Origin of the sequence: Bacillus sp. ms-22 (assembly GCF_009759805.1) — a bacterium.
Taxonomy (GTDB): domain Bacteria; phylum Bacillota; class Bacilli; order Bacillales; family Bacillaceae; genus Bacillus; species Bacillus xiamenensis.
On the sequence record NZ_CP046653.1, the window covers coordinates 2,683,978 to 2,700,602 of the forward strand.

The following is a 16,625-nucleotide window of genomic DNA, read 5'->3' on the forward strand; positions in this document are numbered from 1 at the left end:
ACAAGAATAGAAACAACAAAATAGAACAAACTGAATATCACTTTTGAAATAAATGAAATTCGCAATAGGGTCATCCATCCTATTAGCTACGAGTTAAAGGAGTAGTCAACATGGTACAATCGTTTAACGCACCTTACGAAGCGGTTGGAGAAGAACTTCTATCGCAACTTGTTGATACTTTTTATGAAAATGTAAAGTGTCATCCTTTGCTTCATCCTATTTTCCCGGATGACTTAAAAGAAACAGCAAGAAAACAAAAACAGTTCTTAACTCAATATTTAGGCGGACCACCGCTTTATACGGAGGAGCATGGTCAACCAATGCTACGGGCGAGACATCTCCCTTTTCCGATTACTGAGGAGCGGGCTGACGCATGGCTTGAATGCATGGAGGATGCAATGGATCAAGTAGGACTAACCGGCGATATTCGTGACTTTTTATTTGAGCGGCTTTCTTTGACGGCTCGTCATATGGTCAACCAAACACCTGAAAAGGATGGACGATCTTGAGCTGCAATCCGCACGATCAATATTTCTCACATTGTCACGGACATCCTCAAAAACCGATTGAAATCTATGTATTCATTGATCCTCTCAGCCCAGACTGCTGGTTATTAGAGCCATCAATCAAAAAGTTAAAAATGAAGTATGGCCGTTTTTTCACTTTACGAACGGTCACAAGTTCTAGTATTAATGCCTTGAATCGGAAAAGAAAAAAACATTTACTGACAGAAGCATGGGGGAAATTTGCCACGAAAACTCAGACCAAAAAAGAACAAATGCTGTCTGAACAAATTGTGACGTCACCTTATCTCGCCTCTCTTGCATTAAAAGCAGCTGAACTTCAGGGCAGAAAATGCGGAATGAAATTTTTACGACTCATTCAAGAATCGCTTTTTTGTCATCAGCAGGATGTCACAAATGAACAAGTCTTGCTGGAAAATGCAAAAACGGCTGGACTGGACATCGAGGAGTTCCAGCGGGATATCCATTCTCAAAGTGCTGTCAAAGCACTGCAATGTGATATGAAAATTGCAGCTGAGATGGACGTATCTGAGCTTCCTACCTTCGCCTTTTTTAATACGGTAAATGGTGATGAAGGATTAAAGATTTCAGGTGCATATTCGTATGATATATACGAGGAAATTCTTTTTGAAATGATTGGCGAAAAACCAACACCTTCAGAACGACCACCAATTGAATGGTTTATCGCTTACTTTCAATTTGCATCAGCAAAGGAAATTGCCGTTGTATATGACCTCACGCTTGAAGAAGTTGAACGAGAAATGAAAAAGCTGGCATTTGCTAAAAAGGTAGAACGTGTACAAGTACATCAGGAAATGTTTTGGCGTTATAAAGAAGGAGAAAACCAATCAGATTTTGATGTTTACCGCTGTGAGAATGAACATGGGTGCTGACCCATGTTTTTTCTTTATCTCTAAAAAGAACATTTGTTCTGTTTTTACGTACGAAGAAACCGCGCCGGGATAAGCGCGGTTTCACTATGTCTTAACGACAACAAAGGGGATGGGAGAAATTTTTCACGGTCAAACAAAGGGGTAATGTTTGTATGTGATTAATTTCACATCTGTAGTATATCAAATTTTGTCGACTTATGACAACCGATATGCTATATGTTCATATTTTTGTCACAAAACATAAGAGGACAGTCTCTTTCATATAGTGAAAGTAACGAAAAAATGGAGGGATCTACATGCGCAGCACAACCATTGGACTTGTTGCCATTGGCTTATGTTTTTGTTTAAATCTATTAGGCTTAATGAAAATGCTGCCTCTTTATCTGACGTCTCCACTCTTATTTGCTTCCATTCTCTTTACACTTTATCGAATGAACCACCGAAAAACCTTTAAAGGATTTAAAGGTTGATCATTGAATGTACAACCTCGCCAATTCAGGCGGGGACTTTTTAATGAAAAGAAAAAACTCCTGCCAAAAGGTGAGCCTATGCACTCACACGTCTGACAGAAGTCTTCTCGTTACTCACCAGTTTTGGAGATGAGCTCTTCCATTTCTTTTAGTTTTTCTTCGAACAATTGACATGCTGCCTCAATTGGTTCTTTTGATGCCATATCAACACCTGCTTTTTTCAGCACATTGATTGGATAGTCGGAGCTGCCTGCTTTCAGGAAGTCTGTATAACGCTCCACCGCAGGTTTACCTTCCTCTAATATTTGCTTGCTTAATGCCTGCGCCGCACTGTAGCCTGTCGCATATTGATACACATAATAGTTGTAATAGAAATGAGGGATTCTCGTCCATTCTAATCCAATTTCCTTATCCACAACCATACCATCGCCAAAATACTTCTTATTCAGGTCATAATAAAGGTTCGTCATAAACTCTGGCGTTAATGCTTCCCCTTCTTGCGCTTTCACATGAATCAGATGCTCAAACTCAGCAAACATCGTTTGTCTGAATACTGTCCCTCTAAACCCTTCTAACAAGTGATTTAACACATACAAGCGTTGCTTTTTATCCTCTAAGTTATTGAGCAAGTATTCGCCTAGTAACGCTTCATTTGTTGTAGAAGCCACTTCAGCTACAAAAATACTGTAGTTTCCGTACGGATATGGCTGATGCTTTCTTGTATAGTAGCTATGAACAGAGTGACCAAATTCATGAGCCAATGTAAATAAATTATCAATATTATTTTGCCAGTTCATTAAGATATAAGGGTTTGTTCCATAGCTTCCAGAAGAATATGCGCCGCTTCGTTTCCCTTTATTCTCATAAACGTCTACCCAGCGGTTGTCGAGTCCTTCTTTTAAAATTGAAACATATTCTTCTCCTAATGGTGCTAACCCTTTCAGCATATAATCCTTTGCTTCATCGTAAGTCAGCTTCATGCCAGCATCTTTTACTAACGGTGTGTACAAGTCATAATTGTGCACTTCATCAAGCTTTAATACCTTTTTACGCAATTCAATATAGCGGTGCAGTAACGGTAAATATTGATGAACTGTATCAATTAGATTGTCATACACTTCCTCAGGAATACTATTTCGTGATAGAGCCGCTTCTCTAGCCGATTTGTAATTACGTACTTTCGCATAAAAATTATCCTTTTTAATCGAGCCGCTAAGTGTAGAAGCCAGAGTGTTTTTATACTGATCATACGTTTTATAAACAGCTTTAAAGGCTTTCTTTCTCACTTCTCGATCATCACTGTTTAAAAATGTGATGAAGTTGCCGTGCGTAATCTTCTTTTCTTCCCCGTTTTCATCCTTAACAGAAGGGAACGAAATATCTGCATTATTAAACATACTAAACGTAGTGGATGATGATGATAATGGTTCAGAGGCTTCGGCTAATAAAGCTTCTTGCTCCTCACTCAAAATATGTGGACGCTCTTTATTGATTTCTTCGAGAGCATGAGAATAAAGTTTTAGTTCTTCTTTTTCTAAAATAAATTGTTGCAGCTTATCTTCTTGAATAGATAAAATCTCTGGCACAATATAAGCAGATGTACTAGACAATTGTGTAAATAAATTGGACGCTTTATCATTTAAAGCCTGAAACGATGAATTTGTGGTATCTTCATCATATTTCATGTGCGCATATGTATAAAGCTTGCCAAGTTTTTCAGAAAGTTGATCCTGAAATGTCAGGGCTTCATACAGGACATCAGCGGAGTGGGCCAGCTTGCCTTTAAATTGGGCTAGCTTAGGAATCTCTTTTTTTACAGCTTCGAATTCCTTGTTCCATGAATCGACGCTTTCAAAAATATCTTCGAGACGCCATTTGTTTTCTTCTTTTACTTCGCTTCTGTCTGGTAAGTGATTGTTTTTGCTTTGTGAAGTCATATGAATCCCCCTTGCATGAGTTGTGTTGAACCAACCTTTCGGAAAGTGAAAAAAATTGGTGTTGTATTTATCTTCTTTGTTTTGAACTATATTTGTCAAATCATATGCAGAAATAAATACCAAACAGACTAAAAAAATCAGAAAAAATCGTTTCTTTCTATTCAATAGCAGCACCACCTTTTTCTTATCATGATCAAAGTGGACATGAAACATGCTAATGAAATAAGAAAGCATCTCGTTTTAACGCTTCAGCTGCTGTTCGTATAGGCTTTTGATTCGCTGTTACTTGATAATGCCCCTCTTTCGTCATGTATAAAAACCCTAGCTTCACAAGTCCATTTACATATGAGATGATCACTTCTTTGATTTCTTCTATGGTGACATTGGCATACCTTAGCTTCACTTCCTTCGTCTGCACACAACGATTGATTTCTTTGATTAGACGTTGAATGGTCACTGGGCCTGTTCCTTTTTTTCGAATCATCCAATCATACAGATAGCCCTGCCACACATAAACGGGACTTGCAAAGATATACGCTTCTGTCAGAGGAATAAATAATGCCGCCGGTAAAAATGGAAATGCTGTTTGATGATGCTCATAAAAAATGTGTCTCAAACGCTTGCTCTCATTTGATAAAATGCGTGGAGGTCTCTGCCTAAACTGCTGAATGCATCTCAGCCATTGGTTATGTAATAAATCCTTGCTTGAAGATGCGGTCAGGAGTGCTGTAAGGTGACGATAGGCTGAAGCCGGTCTAACGGTTATTGCAGCACAAATCTTCGTTGGCTGAAACACGACAATTTGGTCAAGATGGATGAACCTATGTTGTATCGGACAGTAAAAAATCAATTTATTTTTCTGTGATTGCCTTAAAATCCCCCAATGTATGGAGGAGAAAGAAAAAAGCTGGCTGGACAACCGTTTGAAGCGATTCGCCCCTATGATCCATATGGGATATAACCCTGCTCTCTTTAGACCTTCTGTTCTTTTATGCAGCTCTTGCTGGGAGATATTCGCACATTGAAATTCCATTGCATAATTTATATCCCCCTCCGTTACGGTCACATCTGGGCGCTGCTGAACTTCTGAAACATACTTCTCTAATACTGGATCAAGTCCAATCTTCATGAGCCACTCCTTCATCCTAGCCTTCCCCGCCTGATGATACGCCGTTTCGCCTGAAGCAGCTAAAGGACACGCTGTCAGCTGTATATGTGCAAAGTGATAGACACGATGTTCACCAAGCTTTAATTGAACCTCCTGCCTGCATTCAGGACAATAAAATTTGCACGTAGCTCTCACATGCTGTAGACGCCTTTTCGTTAGGTGATGTGTAATTCGGATCAGCTTCCCATTTTCCATGATCGCTGCGTTCATCTATTTCGCCCCCTGCTATTTGATGACCGTATTATAGCTTTTTCTATTACAGGAAAGCGAATATCGAAAATGGGATTTTATCATGTCAAAACTTGATATTAACCAGCTTTTCCTTATGAAAATGAAAAATCCCCCTATTAGGAAAGGGGGATCATACAATTTTTACAATTTTTATAAAAGTGGTGATAATAATCTAGCGGTTGATTCAAACAGCCTCACCCTCAAAGGTCTCTTAGCAAATTCTTCAGGGACAATTTCATGTGACTGCTCCAAATCACCTAAGAAGTCGTTGACCAGCTTCTCTGTACTTTTTGTTTTATAGAGGAATGCATTCACTTCAAAGTTTAGATGAAAACTTCTCATATCCATGTTTGCCGTACCAATTGACGCTAGTTCACTATCCACAATAATAAACTTGCTATGCATGAAGCCTTGATCATACTCGTATATTTTCGCACCTGCTTCCAGAAGTTCAGGGAAATATGACCGAGACGCATGGAATACGATGCGCTTATCTGGATTCTTCGGTGCAATAATTCGCACATCTACTCCGCTCAAAGCAGCAATTTTTAGTGCTGACAAAATATCATCATCAGGGACAAAATAAGGTGAAGCAATCCAGATTGACTTTTTGGCAGAGATAATCATGGAGAAAAAGAGATTTTTAATGACTTCCCACTGTTTATCAGGACCGCCGGCAATCATTTGTACGCCTTCTGCTCTACTCTCCAAATGACTGAAATCTTTAAAATAATCCACGCCTGAGCATCTTTCATTGGTCATATAATACCAATCTTGCATAAAAATCTGCTGCAAATCGCGAACGGCCTCCCCTTTAATCATGAGGTGGGTATCACGCCAGAATCCATATTGTCTGCTTCTGCCCATATATTCGTCCCCAATGTTAAGCCCGCCAACAAAGCCTACTTCTCCATCAATCACTACAATTTTCCGGTGATTTCGGAAATTGATTTTATTATTTAATAACGGTAGTCTTACCGGTAAAAAAGGTACAATCTGAACGCCCGCTTTTTCTAAGTCAGCAATATATTGACGAGAGAGTTTTAAACTACCGACATCGTCATATAAAAAGCGGACAATCACACCATTTTTGGCTTTGTCGATTAAAATGTCCTTTAATTCTTGACCTAGGTCATCATGGCGGAGAATATAATATTCCAGGTGAATGTGATGAGTTGCTTTTTTGATCTCTTCAAAAATATGAGAGAACGTTTCTTCTCCATTGGTCAGGACTTTAGAGGATGTACGATACGTAATAGGGGTATGTCCAAGTCTGTGGGCCAGCTTAAATAAGAGCTGCTGATGGTCACCCATATGAGTCATTTTTTCAATCGCTTCTCTGTGAATACGTTCATCTTCCTGGATAAGCTGTTCGTCTAATGCCGCTTTCTTTTCAAACAAGCGGCGCTTTTTAATATTGCGTCCAAAGAAGATATAGAATAAAAATCCGAAAAGCGGAAAGCTGCCAAGCAGGACAAGCCACGTAATCGTTTGAGATGGATTCCTGTTCTCTAAGAAAATGACAAATCCGATGAAAATAATCGATAAAGTGAATAGAACACTGACGAAACTTAATACACTTACCGCTAGATCACCGGCAAAAATTTGGATAATCAAATAAGCACCTATCGTAATGATAAGAAAAAATAGAACTTTGACTACATTTCTCATTTCATTTTCTCCTTGCCGATCACTTTGTTTACCTATTCATTCAGATAAAAAAGTCGATTCCTCTATAGAAATCGACTTTTTGTTGTTACGAGAAGTGCTTTTGAATTGTTTCAAGCGCATTCTCTTTGACAATCAGCTGACCGTATTCTTGCAGTCTGTAGATGCTGACGACTGATTCATGAGCATATTCAAGCAGAATGCTAAGCTTATTCTCCACTTGCTCATCTGACAAATCCTCGTGGAAGTCAACATATAGATAATAACGGTTTTCAAACGAATATAAACTTGTGGTAAAATCCTGCATATTTAATTGAGAAAGTGCAATTAAATCTTCAAAGTCATCCATTTTCAACACGAATTGAAGTTGAAGTTTTTTATCCTTCTCATTATGTTCTTCTTGATCCTGCTCTTCTTTATGAAAATCATCAAGCAGTGCGTCTAAGCTTTCTTCATCTGTTTGATCTTTTTTATCTTCTGGAATCGGCAATTCGAGCTTTTGTCCATCTTTAGAAAGTTGGGCTTTTGTCACGACAATTTCAAGACCTTTATCAAGTGCCTGTACTTGAATCCAAAGCGGTCCCTCTACTGCAAACTCTTCTTCTTCGTGCACTTCGTCCATTACTTCCCAAAACAGCTCTTCACTGCGCTCACGATTATACCAAATCTCTTCACGGTCAAAACCGCGATCTTCAATATCACCATAGGAAATATAAAATTTCACTGTATGTTCATTTATTCTTTCGATTTCCATTTTGCCAACCTTCCCTTCTATATAAGATGTTGAAGGGACATACAAGCTCCCAATTAATAGTACTTTACTACACTTTACCCGTTCCGTCTACATGTTAACCATTTAAAGAATTGAGGTATTGCTTTGTACTGTCTATTTTATGATAAAACATGAATAAAAGAAATAAAAACGCATTTTTTGCAGAGAAAACTTGCAGAAACATATATTTGAATTGTCCTCATATATTGGTGGTACGAGCTCTTTTAGTGAAATGAGGTGAACTGGATGGAAGCAGAGTGGATCGTATCCTTACTGATGATTATTGGCATAGACCTCATATTAGGTGGAGATAATGCGCTGATCATTGCGATGGCCAGTCGAAGCTTATCAAATGAAAAACGAAATAAAGCGATATGGATCGGCACACTTTTGGCAGTGCTGATGAGAATTACGATGACTGGTGCTGCTGTTTATTTATTGACCATCCCTTATTTGCAATTTATCGGCGGTCTCTTTCTCCTTTATATAGGATACAATTTGTTAATTGAACAAAAGAAAGAATCCATTCGGATTAAAAGCAGCGGCTCCCTTTGGCGTGCTGTTCAAACCATTGTCATTGCCGATCTTTTTATGTCACTTGATAATGTGATTGCTGTTGCAGGCGCCGCTAAAGGGAACATGGTGCTCACCGCTTTTGGCTTAATGATTTCAGTACCCATTATTATTTGGGGAAGTAAGCTGATTCATGCAGCACTAATCAAATGTCCGTTTCTTTTATATGGAGGCAGCGCCCTGTTAGCTTTTACTGGTGGAGAAATGATTGTCCGTGATGTGAAACTGAATGAATTTATGACTCAGCATGCAACACTTGAATTTTTGCTCCCCTTTTTAACCGTAGCGACCGTCATTTTAGCCAGCCTCTTTTATGAACAAACCGCTGAAAACAAATAAAAAAAGCTGCCAAATGATCGGCAGCTTTTCGTTTTGTCTATTAGTTAGCAAGTCGCTGAGCTTCTCTTAGTTGGAATGTACGAACCGTTCTTGGAAGGAAGCGTCTAATTTCATCTTCGTTGTATCCAACTTGCAATCTTTTTTCATCCAAGATAATTGGACGTCTTAAAAGACCTGGATGCTCATTGATTAGTTTATACAATTGTTGAAGCGGCATTGTCTCAACATTGACATTTAGTTTTTGGAATACTTTCGAACGTGTTGAGATAATTTCATCTGTACCGTCTTCTGTCATTCGAAGAATTTCTTTGATTTCATCGATTGAAAGAGGCTCAGAAAAAATGTTTCTCTCTTGATACGGGATATTGTGCTCTTCTAACCACGCTCTTGCTTTTCTACATGATGTACAGCTTGGTGATGTGTATAATGTTACCATGAATCTTCACTCCTCAATTTGTAGAATGAATATTGATCTGTATTCTCAAATTAAAATTGTTCTAAATAAGTAATCTTTATAGTGATTATACTATAAAAAAGTAAGTGTGAACAGTTTTTCTTGCAATTTTTGTGACAAAAACTAGACAATTTCATTCATTTTGCGGTGCTGTTTGATGTCTGAACATTCTCATTTAGTCGAGATGATCGAAAATATTTTTTTGTTTTCTATTTTCAATGACCTTCAATACATCATCAACATCCTCATACGATTGTCCATACCATTTTTCATCTTTATACGTATGGATTCTTTCGTACGTCTTCCTCATGGCCTCCATCATTTCTTCTTCGTTATCTGTAAGAGGTGACCAATAAAGAATTTCCATGCGGTTCACTTCATTTGTTGCAAGTGACCTTCGTTTATAACCGATTGATTCTGCATGCTTGAAGTGCTCTCTTTGGTAAAACTTTAGGCGTTTTGCTGTATCTGCATCATCATCATCTACAGGCTCTACCTCAAGCAAGATCGGTTTCTTTTTTTCCTTTAGCTTATGGATGAGCTTTGAGCCGAGGCCTTCACCCCTTGCATCTTTGGAAACAAATAAATAATCAATAAAGATGAAAGAATCAAATTCAGCGTACATCATCACATGATGAGGTCCTTCTTCCTTATGATAAATATCACTTCTTTCCTTTAATAAAGCCTCCATATGCTCTTTTGACTTCATTTCTTCTATCGGGAAGTATTCACTGAGCTTTTCATACCAATTCATGGATCCGCTCCTTATCATATAGTTAAGAACCACTTCCTTAGATATTCCCGATTTCCTGCTATTTAAACGCCTGTACTAGTAAGACGCAGCAATGTCATTGATGGTTTCACTTTTTTTCAAACAAAACAAAAAAAAGTTTTATATCGAACGATTCATGAGCATTTGAAAGCAAACAAACAAAAGAAGTGTCATTGCGATTTGAAACATGATGAAATAAAGGTATTTCATACGCCGGACTTCTTCCTTCTGTTTATTCGTGCGCCGATATACAGCAAATTCAACCGAAAACGAAATGATGCAAATGAGCACAAAAATTCGATCATCCACTTTCCTCCGTTTGGTTTTGTTAAAAAAGACATTGAAAAAAAGCATAGTGACGATAAAAAAGTGAAAGCATGAATAGCGAAACGTCTTCCATCACAACATTTGATTTCCTCCTGATTTACTCATTCTACATAAAAATCACCATCAACTTATTTTTTTGTAAAATAAAAAAAGAAGCACTGACCTCGCAGTGCTTCTTCTCTGTTCTTATTGTTTTGCTTTGATCTCTTTGAATTCTTCCTCAGTACAGCTGACAAAGTGACCTGGCTTGACTTCACGAAATTCCATATTTGTTCCTTTATGAACAGATGGATCGTATTTAATCCGTTTGCGGTTACGCTCATAATCAGGATCTGGAAGCGGAATCGCAGATAGTAATGATTTTGTATAAGGATGAAGTGGGTTTTCGTATAATTCATTTGCTGGTGCCAGCTCAACCAATTTCCCAAAATACATCACACCGATACGATCGCTAATGTATTTCACCATGGAAAGGTCATGCGCAATGAATAAATACGTTAAGCCCTTTTCTTCTTGCAGTTCTTTCATTAAATTGACGACCTGCGCTTGGATGGACACATCTAGTGCAGAGATTGGCTCGTCGGCAATGATGAAATCCGGCTCAACAGCTAATGCACGAGCAATTCCAATACGCTGTCTTTGACCACCTGAAAATTCATGCGGGTATCTATTCGCATGCTCTTTGTTCAAACCAACCGTTTCAAGCAATTGATACACACGCTCTTTACGTGCTTGTTTTGTTTTCGCAAGACCATGAATGTCAATGCCCTCTGCAATGATATCAAGAACTGTCATTCTAGGGTTAAGTGAGGCATAAGGGTCTTGGAAAATCATCTGCATTTGGCGGTTAAACTCAAGCATTTTTTGTCTTGATTTCTTTCCGTGTACGCTTTCTCCTTTATAGAGAACTTCGCCATCTGTCGCATCATAAAGCCTGATGATCGAACGGCCGGTTGTAGACTTACCACATCCAGATTCCCCTACAAGTCCAAGTGTTTCACCTTTGTAAATATCGAATGAGACACCATCAACTGCTTTTACAGTTCCTCTTGCTGTATGGAAATGCTGCTTTAAATTTTTAATTTCTAACAGTTTTTCTGCCATGCTATTCACCCTCTTTTACTAATACAGGTTTTTCGTAGCTACCTTCTAGTTCACGCATTCTCGCCTTTACAGAAGCAGGCGGTTCAACTTTAGGGGCATTCGGATGAAGTAGCCATGATTTCACATAATGCGTATCTGATACTTTGAACATTGGCGGTTCTTGTTCAAAGTCAATTTTCATTGCATAATCGCTCCGGAGTGCAAATGCATCTCCTTTCGGCGGGTTTGTTAAATCTGGTGGTGTTCCTGGGATCGCTGTTAATTTCCCTTCAGCTCCTCCATCTGTGTCTAGGCTTGGCATAGATGCTAAAAGTCCCCATGTATACGGATGCTTTGGATTGTAGAAAATTTCATCAACAGTCCCTGTCTCCACAATCTGTCCTGCATACATAACGGCTACACGATCAGCCACATTGGCCACAACACCTAAATCGTGGGTAATAAAGATAATGGATGTTTCGACTTTTTGCTGAATTTCTTTCATTAATTCTAAGATTTGCGCCTGAATGGTTACATCAAGTGCAGTCGTTGGCTCATCAGCAATTAACAGCTTTGGATCTGCCGCTAGTGCCATCGCGATAACAACCCTTTGTCTCATTCCGCCACTAAATTCATGCGGGTATTGTTTGATTCTTTTTTCAGGCATTGGAATCCCAACAAGTTCTAAAAGTTCGATCGCTCTTTTTTCAGCCGCTTCTTTTGAGATTTGTTCATGCTTGAAAAGCACTTCTGTAATTTGTTTCCCGACCTTCATGGTTGGGTTCAAAGAAGTCATCGGATCTTGGAAGATCATTGAGATGTCTTTTCCTCGAATGGTTTGCATTTGTTTTTCGGTTTTCTTGACAATATCCTGCCCATCAAACAAGATTTCTCCACGTTTGAAATATCCTGGCGGCATCGGAATTAATCTCATAATCGCCTGTGATGTTACACTTTTACCAGAACCAGATTCACCTACAATAGCAAGTGTTTCGCCTTTATTTAAGTGGAAGTTCACACCACGAATGGCTTGAACCTCTCCACCATATGTTTTAAATGAGATTGCAAGGTCTTTCACCTCTAGAATACGTTCACGTTCCATCCTAATCACTCCTTATTTACGCAACTTCGGATCTAAAGCGTCTCTTAGTCCGTCTCCAACCACGTTAAAACCAAACATTGTAATACAGATAAATGCGGCTGGGAACCATAATCTCCACGGATAATACGTCATGGCCGGAATTCCGTCAGAAGCCATTGTTCCCCAGCTGGCTAAGGGAGCTGGTACACCAAGTCCTAGATAGCTTAAGAATGCTTCCGTGAAAATAGCAGAAGGAATCGTTAATGTCATTGTGACAAGAATTGGTCCCATTGAGTTTGGAATCAAGTGTTTAAATAAAAGTCTAGATGTTTTCGCACCTAATGTTTGTGCTGCAAGAACGTATTCTTGGCTCTTCAATTGTAAAACTTGTCCCCGAACAATACGTGCCATGTTAATCCAGCCTACGACTGTCATGGCGAGAATAATCGTTAATAATCCTTTTGGCAGAACAACCATCATTAAAATCACCATTAATAGTGTTGGAATTGCCCATAAAACATCCGCAATACGCATCATGACTTCATCTGTACGGCCGCCTTTGAATGCAGCGATACTTCCCCAAATAATACCGATGATGACGTCAAGAACAGCTGCAGCAAGACCAATAAAGATCGAAATTCTCGCCCCTACCCATGTACGAACAAACATATCTCGTCCTAAATCATCAGTACCAAACCAATGTTCTTTTGAAGGCGGCTGGTCTGCATTAAGCAAATCAGTCGTCGAATAATCATATTTGGAGAATATAGGAACTAAAATCGCCAGAATCACAATGATCAAGATGATTGCGAGCCCAACCATTGCAAGTTTATTTGCACGGAAGCGAAGCATGGCATCCTTCCATAAAGATAGACTAGGTTTAGAAATTTTTTCAGATTCCGCTGCGTTAGCTGTCGCAGGCACAAATAGATCTTTTTTCAACTCTTCCATGTGTTAGACCCCTTTCTTCGCCTTCGTCAGTTTAATTCTAGGATCGATAATACCATAGAGGACGTCAACGACTAGAATACTGACTAATAGAATAATACTGTAGAAGACTGTGACACCCATGATGACGGTGTAGTCACGGTTTGTAATGCTTGTAACAAAGTGAGAGCCTAGACCAGGAATACCAAAAATCTTCTCCACGACAAAACTACCTGTCAACACTGAAGCTGCCATTGGTCCCATGTATGTAATAACAGGTAACAATGCGTTTCGAATGGCGTGTTTGATCGTAACAGCTGATTTCGTTAAACCTTTTGCTCTAGCCGTTCTAATGTAGTCACTGTTTAGTACTTCAAGCATACTTGACCGTGCAAGTCTAGCGATAAATGCCATTGGCATGAAGGAAAGTGCAATAGAAGGTAGTACGGTGCTTGCCCAAGACTCCCATCCTGCAACTGGGAAAATCGCTAAAAAGCTTGCCTCAGATGCAAAAACATATTGTAGTAGCGCCGCTAAAATGAAACTTGGAACTGAAATTCCAAAGATCGTTAAAATGGCAATTGTATAGTCTTGCCACTTGTTATGATAGAGCGCTGCAAGGACCCCAAACAATACACCAAATGCTAATGCGAGGAGAATTGCCTCAATTCCGAGGGTAAAGGAAACGGGGAATCCAGAACTGATTAAGTCATTTACGGTTTGTCCTTTATATTTAAATGAGGGACCAAAATCTAATTTTGCAACTGAACCTAAGTAGCTTACATATTGAACAAATAAAGGTTTGTCCAATCCGTAGTGCTCGTTTAGATTTGCTTCAATTTCAGCAGGAAGTTTCTTCTCTCCAGAGAATGGACCACCAGGTGCTGCCTGCATGAGAAAGAAAGTTGCAGTTACAATAACAAACAGTGTGATTAAAATATATATTAATCGCTTACCGATATATTTAAGCAACGGAATTGCACCTCCATGATTTTACAACATTTTCTCTAATCAGCAAGAAAGGTATATGGAGAGACATCCTCCATATACCTTAAGATCCTTGCCGTAGATCTCTTACACTATAACTCTTACTTTTCGAAATGTGCCCATTTGTATTGAACATCACCAAGTCCAGATACTACTACACCTTTTAGTTTTGGATCTTGTACCCAAAGCTGAGTGTAGAAGTAGATTGGCGCTACAGGCATATCGTTGATGATGATTTCTTCTGCTTTTTTCAGCAATTCTTCACGCTTCGTTTTGTCTGTTTCTTTCGCAGAATCATTCAATAATTGTTTGTACTCTTTGCTTTCCCATCCAGTGTCATTGTTTCCACCGTCTTTATCTTTATAGAGCTCAAGGAAGTTCACTGGATCGTTGAAGTCACCTAACCAGCCCATACGTCCAATTTGGTAATCTCCACTGTGAAGTTTATCGATATAAACGTTCCACTCAGAGTTATCAAGTTCAACTTTTACACCTAAATCTTTTTTCCACATTTCTTGAATGGCTTGTGCAATCTTTTGGTGGGCTTCATCTGTGTTGTAAGACAGTTTCAATGTTGGAAGATCAGAAACTGACTTATAACCTAATTCTTTCAAACCTTTTTCAAGAAGTTTTTTAGCAGTTGCTACATCATGATCTTTGAAGTAGCCTGTTTTGTTATCAGTGAATCCGTCCATTGTTGGAGGAACGATTGCCATCGCTGGAACTTGTTCACCTTGCGTAATTTTATCAACGATCGCTTGACGGTTGATTGAGTATGCAAGGGCCTTACGGATGTTTGCATTGTTTAAAGGTTTTACTTCTGTGTTGAATTTGTAGTTATAGATACCAGCGATCGTTTGAATTTTAAGACCGCCATCTTTTTTCAATTTTTGTAAAGACTCAGTTGGAAGGTTTCCTGTTGGAGAACCAGCCCAGTCAAGCTCGCCTTTTTGGAACATGCTAAGCTCAGTGTTTGTATCTTTGATCATAGACATGTTAATCTTTTTCAGTTTTACAGTATCTTTATCCCAGTATTCATTGTTCTTTTCAAGCGTGATAGAACCGCCATGTTTCCATTTAGAAAGAACGAATGGTCCGTTAGATACGTAGTTTTCACCAGCATTTGTGTACCAGTTTTTATTCTTTTCAGCCACTTTTTGGTTGATTGGCATATACGTATAGAATGCAGTTAGTTCAGTAAAGAACGGTGTTGGGTTCTCTAGCTCAACTACAAGCGTTTTGTCGTCTTTTGCTTTAACGCCAACATCAGAAACTTTTGCTTCCCCTTTGTTAGCTGCTTCAGCACCTTTGATATAGTAAAGCTGGTAAGCATATTGAGATTCATTTTTAGGATCTAATGCCCACTTCCAAGCATATTCGAAATCTTTTGCTGTGACAGTGTCACCATTAGACCATTTTGCATCACGAAGTGTGAATGTGTAAGTTTTACCATCCGCACTTGTTTTGATATCAGAAGCCATTGCGTTTTCTGGCTTACCTTCAGCGTTAATTCTTGTTAATCCCTCAAACGTCTGACGGATGACACTTCCTGAAGTTGAATCATTTGCCAATCCCGGATGTAGAGAAAAAGGCTCAGTGGAGATATTCACATTTAATGTTGTTTTAGCCTTTCCAGAACTGCTCGTGCTGTCGCCTGATTTGTTTCCGCTGAAACCACAAGCGCTTAATACAAGTGTGAAAGTAAGCATTAAAGTAACAACTGACCAACGCTTTTTCAACTGTATTCCCCCTTATAATATGTTTTTAGTCCAAAGGTCTCGATAGAAGATGAGATTCAGATTTAAGAAATAGCGTAAAAAAGTCCCTAAAAGGCTCACTTTCTATTTCTTTTGTTTTTTCTGAATTTTCACTATGTAAAGAGCCTAGCACAAACGTGTGAACAAATTCATTATAATGAATAGAATAATTTATTGCAATATCAATTTCACATATTTTTAAAAAACGTAAATGGGGATAAAGAGGGATTTTTATAAACTAAAGTCTCAATTACTTCAACAAATTAAAGCGTAAATTGATTAAAACAATTTAACAAATTCAACAGGAATAATGTTTTATACATATAATTAATCATCCTTTTTTAAAAATTTCTGACAGATAGTTACTTTTTTATTTAAAATTTTAAGTGTCTAACGACATGATGAGAAGGTCACATACAGGCTTCGTGACTTTTTCATGGTCATCCTTTATAATAGATAGACATACTGTTGCGATGAAAAAGAAGAGTACATAGATTCACCATTTACAGAGAGTCTGCGGCTGGTGTAAGCAGATAATGGGATGTATGGAATGGGCTTTGGAGCAGCTAACCGAACACTTGCTAAAGTTAGTAGGCTTAGACGGAGCAGTCTCCGATATCAACGTCTTGAGTGATTTCTGATTGAAATAACAAGGGTGGTAC

At 38.7% G+C, this 16,625-nt stretch carries 15 protein-coding genes and 1 other annotated feature (1 of these 16 running past the window's edge); of the genes, 4 read left to right on the forward strand and 11 right to left on the reverse strand.

The features are described from left to right. Positions 1-110 precede the first annotated feature (110 nt). From GPA07_RS14070 to GPA07_RS18685, 3 genes are all read left to right on the forward strand, one after another. On the forward strand, positions 111-509 hold the full coding sequence (locus tag GPA07_RS14070; protein WP_157292844.1) for a globin domain-containing protein: 399 nt from the start codon (positions 111-113) through the stop codon (positions 507-509). Beyond that, entirely contained in the window at positions 506-1,417 is a 912-nt protein-coding gene (locus GPA07_RS14075; protein WP_008355332.1) for a ClpXP adapter SpxH family protein, read from the forward strand. Before GPA07_RS14070 ends, GPA07_RS14075 begins: the two co-directional genes overlap by 4 nt. Before the next feature lie 296 nt (positions 1,418-1,713). Beyond that, positions 1,714-1,887: a hypothetical protein gene (locus tag GPA07_RS18685; protein ID WP_008355329.1), complete on the forward strand. Its 174-nt coding sequence runs from the start codon at positions 1,714-1,716 to the stop codon at positions 1,885-1,887. A gap of 110 nt (positions 1,888-1,997) precedes the next feature. Here the strand turns inward: GPA07_RS18685 and pepF are convergent, their stop codons facing one another. From pepF to mecA, 4 genes are all read right to left on the reverse strand, one after another. Continuing rightward, positions 1,998-3,824: an oligoendopeptidase F gene (pepF, locus tag GPA07_RS14080; RefSeq protein ID WP_332835457.1), complete on the reverse strand. Its 1,827-nt coding sequence runs from the start codon at positions 3,822-3,824 to the stop codon at positions 1,998-2,000. Between the two features lie 214 nt (positions 3,825-4,038). Then, positions 4,039-5,202, reverse strand: coding sequence for a competence protein CoiA (locus GPA07_RS14085; protein WP_157292845.1), 1,164 nt, complete (start codon positions 5,200-5,202; stop codon positions 4,039-4,041). Between the two features lie 171 nt (positions 5,203-5,373). Continuing rightward, positions 5,374-6,894, reverse strand: a complete 1,521-nt coding sequence (gene cls / locus GPA07_RS14090; protein ID WP_008355322.1) for a cardiolipin synthase — start codon at positions 6,892-6,894, stop codon at positions 5,374-5,376. Between the two features lie 85 nt (positions 6,895-6,979). Beyond that, complete coding sequence (gene mecA, locus GPA07_RS14095; RefSeq protein ID WP_071167779.1) at positions 6,980-7,645, reverse strand: adaptor protein MecA; 666 nt, start codon at positions 7,643-7,645, stop codon at positions 6,980-6,982. Between the two features lie 264 nt (positions 7,646-7,909). On the opposite strand from mecA, the gene GPA07_RS14100 reads away from it, so the two are divergent. Then, a complete protein-coding gene (locus tag GPA07_RS14100; RefSeq protein WP_008355318.1) occupies positions 7,910-8,575 on the forward strand; it encodes a TerC family protein in 666 nt (221 codons plus the stop codon). A 40-nt stretch (positions 8,576-8,615) separates the two neighbouring features. Here the strand turns inward: GPA07_RS14100 and spxA are convergent, their stop codons facing one another. The 7 genes from spxA to GPA07_RS14135 all read right to left on the reverse strand — a co-directional run bounded on the left by spxA (position 8,616) and on the right by GPA07_RS14135 (position 15,945). Further along, positions 8,616-9,011, reverse strand: a complete 396-nt coding sequence (gene spxA / locus GPA07_RS14105) for a transcriptional regulator SpxA (protein WP_003211421.1) — start codon at positions 9,009-9,011, stop codon at positions 8,616-8,618. A 193-nt stretch (positions 9,012-9,204) separates the two neighbouring features. After that, the gene (locus GPA07_RS14110) at positions 9,205-9,783 is read right to left on the reverse strand and encodes a GNAT family N-acetyltransferase (RefSeq protein WP_157292846.1); all 579 of its coding nucleotides are present in this window, start codon (positions 9,781-9,783) and stop codon (positions 9,205-9,207) included. 531 nt (positions 9,784-10,314) lie between these two features. Then, the gene (locus GPA07_RS14115) at positions 10,315-11,232 is read right to left on the reverse strand and encodes an ABC transporter ATP-binding protein (RefSeq protein ID WP_157292847.1); all 918 of its coding nucleotides are present in this window, start codon (positions 11,230-11,232) and stop codon (positions 10,315-10,317) included. A gap of 1 nt (position 11,233) precedes the next feature. Then, positions 11,234-12,313, reverse strand: coding sequence for an ABC transporter ATP-binding protein (locus tag GPA07_RS14120; protein WP_007499018.1), 1,080 nt, complete (start codon positions 12,311-12,313; stop codon positions 11,234-11,236). Between the two features lie 12 nt (positions 12,314-12,325). After that, positions 12,326-13,243 (reverse strand): ABC transporter permease, encoded by a 918-nt coding sequence (locus tag GPA07_RS14125; RefSeq protein ID WP_071167782.1) that lies wholly within the window; start codon positions 13,241-13,243, stop codon positions 12,326-12,328. 3 nt (positions 13,244-13,246) lie between these two features. After that, a complete protein-coding gene (locus tag GPA07_RS14130) occupies positions 13,247-14,191 on the reverse strand; it encodes an ABC transporter permease (protein ID WP_007499022.1) in 945 nt (314 codons plus the stop codon). A 116-nt stretch (positions 14,192-14,307) separates the two neighbouring features. Further along, on the reverse strand, positions 14,308-15,945 hold the full coding sequence (locus GPA07_RS14135) for a peptide ABC transporter substrate-binding protein (RefSeq protein ID WP_071167783.1): 1,638 nt from the start codon (positions 15,943-15,945) through the stop codon (positions 14,308-14,310). Positions 15,946-16,427: 482 nt separating this feature from the next. Further along, positions 16,428-16,625 (forward strand) — a binding site (T-box leader) (it continues 21 nt past the right edge of the window).

Excerpts from the sequence above, each read along its gene's own strand:
- GPA07_RS14070 (WP_157292844.1), top strand. The coding sequence starts at position 111 with ATGGTACAATCGTTTAACGCACCTTACGAAGCGGTTGGAGAAGAACTT.
- GPA07_RS18685 (WP_008355329.1), top strand. The coding sequence starts at position 1,714 with ATGCGCAGCACAACCATTGGACTTGTTGCCATTGGCTTATGTTTTTGT.
- pepF (WP_332835457.1), bottom strand. The coding sequence starts at position 3,824 with ATGACTTCACAAAGCAAAAACAATCACTTACCAGACAGAAGCGAAGTA.
- GPA07_RS14085 (WP_157292845.1), bottom strand. The coding sequence starts at position 5,202 with ATGAACGCAGCGATCATGGAAAATGGGAAGCTGATCCGAATTACACAT.
- cls (WP_008355322.1), bottom strand. The coding sequence starts at position 6,894 with ATGAGAAATGTAGTCAAAGTTCTATTTTTTCTTATCATTACGATAGGT.
- mecA (WP_071167779.1), bottom strand. The coding sequence starts at position 7,645 with ATGGAAATCGAAAGAATAAATGAACATACAGTGAAATTTTATATTTCC.
- GPA07_RS14100 (WP_008355318.1), top strand. The coding sequence starts at position 7,910 with ATGGAAGCAGAGTGGATCGTATCCTTACTGATGATTATTGGCATAGAC.
- spxA (WP_003211421.1), bottom strand. The coding sequence starts at position 9,011 with ATGGTAACATTATACACATCACCAAGCTGTACATCATGTAGAAAAGCA.
- GPA07_RS14110 (WP_157292846.1), bottom strand. The coding sequence starts at position 9,783 with ATGAATTGGTATGAAAAGCTCAGTGAATACTTCCCGATAGAAGAAATG.
- GPA07_RS14115 (WP_157292847.1), bottom strand. The coding sequence starts at position 11,232 with ATGGCAGAAAAACTGTTAGAAATTAAAAATTTAAAGCAGCATTTCCAT.
- GPA07_RS14120 (WP_007499018.1), bottom strand. The coding sequence starts at position 12,313 with ATGGAACGTGAACGTATTCTAGAGGTGAAAGACCTTGCAATCTCATTT.
- GPA07_RS14125 (WP_071167782.1), bottom strand. The coding sequence starts at position 13,243 with ATGGAAGAGTTGAAAAAAGATCTATTTGTGCCTGCGACAGCTAACGCA.